This is a genomic window from Micromonospora sp. LOL_024, assembly GCF_048060415.1.
In the GTDB taxonomy this organism is placed as follows: Bacteria; Actinomycetota; Actinomycetes; order Mycobacteriales; family Micromonosporaceae; genus Micromonospora.
Genome location: NZ_JBHMIS010000088.1, coordinates 1 through 4200, shown reverse-complemented (window position 1 = coordinate 4200; position 4200 = coordinate 1). Strand labels below are relative to the sequence as shown.

Below are 4200 nucleotides of genomic sequence, written 5' to 3'. Positions count from 1 at the left end.
TGCCAGAAAGCCACCAACCAGACGCAATGCATAGATCAGATCAAGTTACTGCGGACCGCCCGCTGATAGGGGCCAGGCCGCCCCTGCAGGGGTAGGTCTCTTCGTAACGTGGCCGCCGGCAGTCCGACGCCCAGACCAGCGGCCGAGGTAAGCGACGGCATGCGGAGGCGGCAGGTGCACGGCGACTACCAGGTCTTCCTTGGCTTGGATGTCGGTAAGGTGATCATCACGCGGTCGGCCTGGCCGCGGACGGCAAGCGGCTGCACGACGCACCGCTGCCCAACACCGAGGCCCGGCTGCGGGCACTGTTCGACAAACTCGGCCACCACGGTCGGGTGCTGGTGGTGGTAGACCAGCCCGCGTCGATCGGCGCCCTGCCCGTCGCGGTCGCCCGCGCCTGCGGGCATCAGGTGGCCTACCTGCCCGGCCTGGCGATGCGTCGCATCGCTGACCTGCACCCCGGCACCGCGAAGACCGACGCCCGCGACGCCTACGTCATAGCCGACGCGGCCCGCACCCTGCCGCACACCCTGCGGCGGGTCGACACCGGCGATGACACCCTGGCCGAGCTGGAGATGCTGATCGGCTACGACGACGACCTCGCCGGCGAAGCCACCCGAGTCTCCAACCGCATCCGCGGCCTGCTCACCCAGATCCACCCCGCCCTGGAACGCGTCCTCGGCCCCAAGATCCAGCACAAGGCAGTCCTGGAACTGCTCAGCCGCTGCGGCGGACCAGTCGGGCTACGCAAGGCCGGCCGACGCAAACTCACCTCGATCGCGCTCAAGCACGCACCGCGCATGGGCACCAAGCTGACCGAAGCCATCTTCACCGCTCTGGACGAGCAGACGGTCACCGTCCCTGGCAGCCAGGCTGCCGAGACGATCCTGCCCCGCCTCGCCGATTCCCTCCGCGAGGTGCTGCGGCAACGCGACCAGATCGCCGGCGAGGTCGAAAGGATGCTCGATGCGCACCCTCTCGCCGAGGTCCTGACCTCGATGCCCGGCATCGGCGTCAGGACCGGAGCCCGAATCCTCCTCGAAGTCGGCGACGGCTCTGCCTTCGCCTCGTCCGGACACCTGGCGGCCTACGCCGGTCTCGCCCCTGTCACCCGACGCTCCGGCAGCTCCATTCGCGGCGAACACCCACCCAAGGGCGGCAACAAACAGCTGAAACGCGCCTTCTTCCTCGCCGCGTTCGCTGCCCTGACCGACCCCGCATCCCGCGCCTACTACGACCGCAAACGCGCCGAAGGCAAGAAACACAACGCCGCCCTCATCTGCCTCGCCCGCCGCCGCGTTGACGTCCTGTTCGCCATGCTCCGCGACAAAATCCCCTACCAACCACGGACTGCCGCTGCTTGACAAAACCCATAGGGACACCCCCCATATTTGGCGCTTCTCTGCATGCCGGCCGGCGGTCCGAAGCGCCGCCATTCAGGCGCCCGGTCGCCGCAGTGGTCATGGTCACGCGCAGCGGTGCCGATGTGGTGGTACGTCTAGACCAGGTCGAACCAGCCACGGCGGGCGTTGCCCTACGCGGCCAAGGCCAGGCTGGCGAGCACGACCGCCATACCGCCGCTGGAGCCCGCGCCGACGGTCTTCGGTCGTGGAGTCCGCTCAAGCAGCGTGAGCCCGGTGGGATCAGTCGCGCTGCTCCGGGTTGCGGTCTGCTGTCGGCCGGACCTGCTCCACCGCGAACGGATGGCGCAGTCGCCGCATGGCCTCCTCGCTGCCGTCGAAAGTCACGCCCGAGCCGTCGAGCCGTTCGGCGGTCGCCATGGGGAGAAACAACGCCGGTTGATCACTGTCGTTCGATGCCATGCGGAAGTCCCGTCTTTCAGCAGAGGAGCACATCAGGCCATCGGCATTTCTTGCCGCGCAGCCTGGTGGCAAACCCAGCGCTCACACTGGCGCCCGGTCAAGGAGTCTCGGTCGCTGACGAGCGCCCGGCGACACCGACACACCGACCATACCCGGCGTCGCCGTTCGTCACACGCCGCGCCGGGCCGGCTCGGCCGGGCGGCGCTGAACTGTCGGCACCGTGGGCTACGGCTCGCGGCCAGCGCCGGTCAGCGGCGGTTGCCGGCGAACCAGTCCCTGGCCGGTCGGCTCTTGAGCAGGGCAAGTGCAAGCATTCCTGCTCACCCACGCCGACCACGTCCTCCTCGTGCTCCGCGACGGCACCGACTGGGCCAGGTGCCCGAGCAGCCGGTCCCGGCCGGTATGTGCGTCGATGAACCGCCCGTCCGGCCGGACAACCCTCCGGTGCTCCTCGCCCCATCGCACCGACGTGCGGGCACCGGAGTCGACCGGGGCTACCCCGGCGAAGGTGCCGAACGGTGTCGCCCGGCCGGTCCACCGCAGCACATACCGCACCACCGACTCAACGAGGCGGCGCAGCCGATCCGGATCAGCAGGCTCGCCGGTCACCGCCCGGGTGACCTGCTCGCACAGGTGCGGTGACGCGCAGGCGACGGCCGCCGCGAACCCCGGCAGCGCCCACACGCTGGTCAGCCACTGCCGCCACTGCTCCGGCCGCTGCGCGGCCGGGTCGGGCCACGCGGGCAGGGTCAGACCGCTCGGGTAGGCGGCGACTCGGATCAGCGCCGCACCAGCCGCAGAAAACACGCTGCACCACCGAAAACAAGGGGGAAGGGCCCGGTGTCGGCGGACACCGGGCCCCGACAGTGGGTGCGGACAGGGGTTACTTGCTGCCGCCGGAGCAGGCATTGGAGCCCGTGTTGCCGGAGCCGCAGTTGTCGTCGGTGCTGGTGGCGTATCCACCGGCGGCGGGGCCGGCGTCCACCAGCGTGATGTCCAGGTCGAACTCGTCGAGGTCCGTGGTCTCCACTCGCTGTGCCTTCCTATACGGGGGTGAAGGTGAGAACGAGGCGGCTGTGCCGCTTGTCCAGCACCGTCCCGGCCGGCAGGTCGCCGTCGGGAGTCCGTGCGGGCAGGACATGCAGCACCGGAGCCGGTTCGCCGCCGTCCACCCACGCCCGCATGTGCGCCACCATCCGCCCGGCCGCGTCGGCGGCGTCCGGTCCGTGGGCACACGCGCCAAGGTCGAACATGTCATCGGTCCAGCGCAGCGCCGACCGGTAGACGAACGTGCCCTCGTGCAGGGCGGCGGGCGTCCCGAACCGCCACGCCGGCGCGACGACGCCGGTATCGACGGCCTCCTGCTGCGCCGCAAGCACCAAGAACTGATCCACCTCGGCGGCAAGACGCGCCGCCAGCCACAAGTCCAGATCAGCCAGGACCGTCCGAGGTGGCAAACTCACTCCCGCCCAGGCCTGCTCCCGCGGCCGCGACAACAGCCCACCCACCTGGTTCGGGCTGACCTGCTGACCCTCATCCAGCCGCAGATGCACACCGTCGGCAACGTCGATGTACCGCACGTCGTGGGCTCCGGCGCCTTGCATCGCCACGAACCCACACAGGCGCTGGCTTCGGCTGACCAGCCGGTCACCGTCCCGGCGCAGCGCCCACGACCGGGTCATCCCGAACGTCCGCAACGGCACCACCAACACGCCGCCCTCGACCAGCTGGCCGGTCCACGCCGCAGGGATGTCCCACGCACCGGCCGTCACGATGATCAGGTCCAAGCAGGGGTCCGGAACCAGCGGCTGCTCGGCGTCGGCGCACACCATGGTGACGTCGCCGTACCCCGCGGCCGTCAGACACGCCACGGCCCGCTCGGTCACCTCCGGGTCGATGTCCACGGTCGTCACCGACCCCGACTCACCGACCAACTCGCGCAGCAGCGACGCGTTGTAGCCACCCGAGCCGATCTCCAGCACGTGCCGGCCCGCCAACCCGCCATCGAGAGCGTCGACCGCCTGACCCAACATCTCCGCGATCAACCACGGCGCCGACACCGAACTGACCGTCCCAGCACCGCGCCGCTTCGTCACCACAGCACTGTCACCGCGATAGGCCTCCTCGACCGCCACGCCCGGCGTGAACACCTCGCGAGGCACCGTCCGCAGCGCCGCCTCCACCTCGGGCAGCATCACCAGCCCTTTCGCCTCCTGGTCGGCGACCAGTTGGTCGACCATCGCGTTCCGGAGCGCTCGCTACAGAGGGAACGGTCTGCGCGGCGCGTTTCAGGGCGAGCGGTGCACCACTTCCAAGCGTCTCGCGTCGGACCGGGGGCGTCCGGGCCGCACAGCCTTGATGGTCAGCACGGCGGTGA

3 protein-coding genes and 2 pseudogenes are annotated in these 4200 nt (G+C 70.1%); 1 reads left to right on the top strand and 4 read right to left on the bottom strand.

All coding sequences use genetic code 11. The features are described from left to right. The first annotated feature begins 159 nt into the window (after positions 1-159). Positions 160-1364 (top strand): annotated as a pseudogene (locus ACFHWY_RS27995) (IS110 family transposase). A gap of 279 nt (positions 1365-1643) precedes the next feature. On the opposite strand, the gene ACFHWY_RS27990 reads toward ACFHWY_RS27995, so the two are convergent. The 4 genes and pseudogenes from ACFHWY_RS27990 to fxlM form a co-directional block, all read right to left on the bottom strand. Then, positions 1644-1823 carry a hypothetical protein gene (locus ACFHWY_RS27990; RefSeq protein ID WP_416583243.1) on the bottom strand — a complete coding sequence of 60 codons (180 nt, stop codon included), beginning with the start codon at positions 1821-1823 and terminating at the stop codon, positions 1644-1646. A gap of 393 nt (positions 1824-2216) precedes the next feature. Further along, positions 2217-2630, bottom strand: a pseudogene (locus ACFHWY_RS27985) (lantibiotic dehydratase); the annotation flags it as partial. Between the two features lie 76 nt (positions 2631-2706). After that, positions 2707-2853, bottom strand: coding sequence for an FxLD family lanthipeptide (locus ACFHWY_RS27980; protein ID WP_281582658.1), 147 nt, complete (start codon positions 2851-2853; stop codon positions 2707-2709). Positions 2854-2866: 13 nt separating this feature from the next. After that, positions 2867-4063, bottom strand: coding sequence for a methyltransferase, FxLD system (gene fxlM / locus ACFHWY_RS27975; RefSeq protein WP_416583242.1), 1197 nt, complete (start codon positions 4061-4063; stop codon positions 2867-2869). Positions 4064-4200 lie beyond the last annotated feature (137 nt).

Coding starts and splice junctions, on each gene's coding strand:
- ACFHWY_RS27990 (WP_416583243.1), bottom strand. CDS start 1,823: ATGGCATCGAACGACAGTGATCAACCGGCGTTGTTTCTCCCCATGGCG.
- fxlM (WP_416583242.1), bottom strand. CDS start 4,063: ATGGTCGACCAACTGGTCGCCGACCAGGAGGCGAAAGGGCTGGTGATG.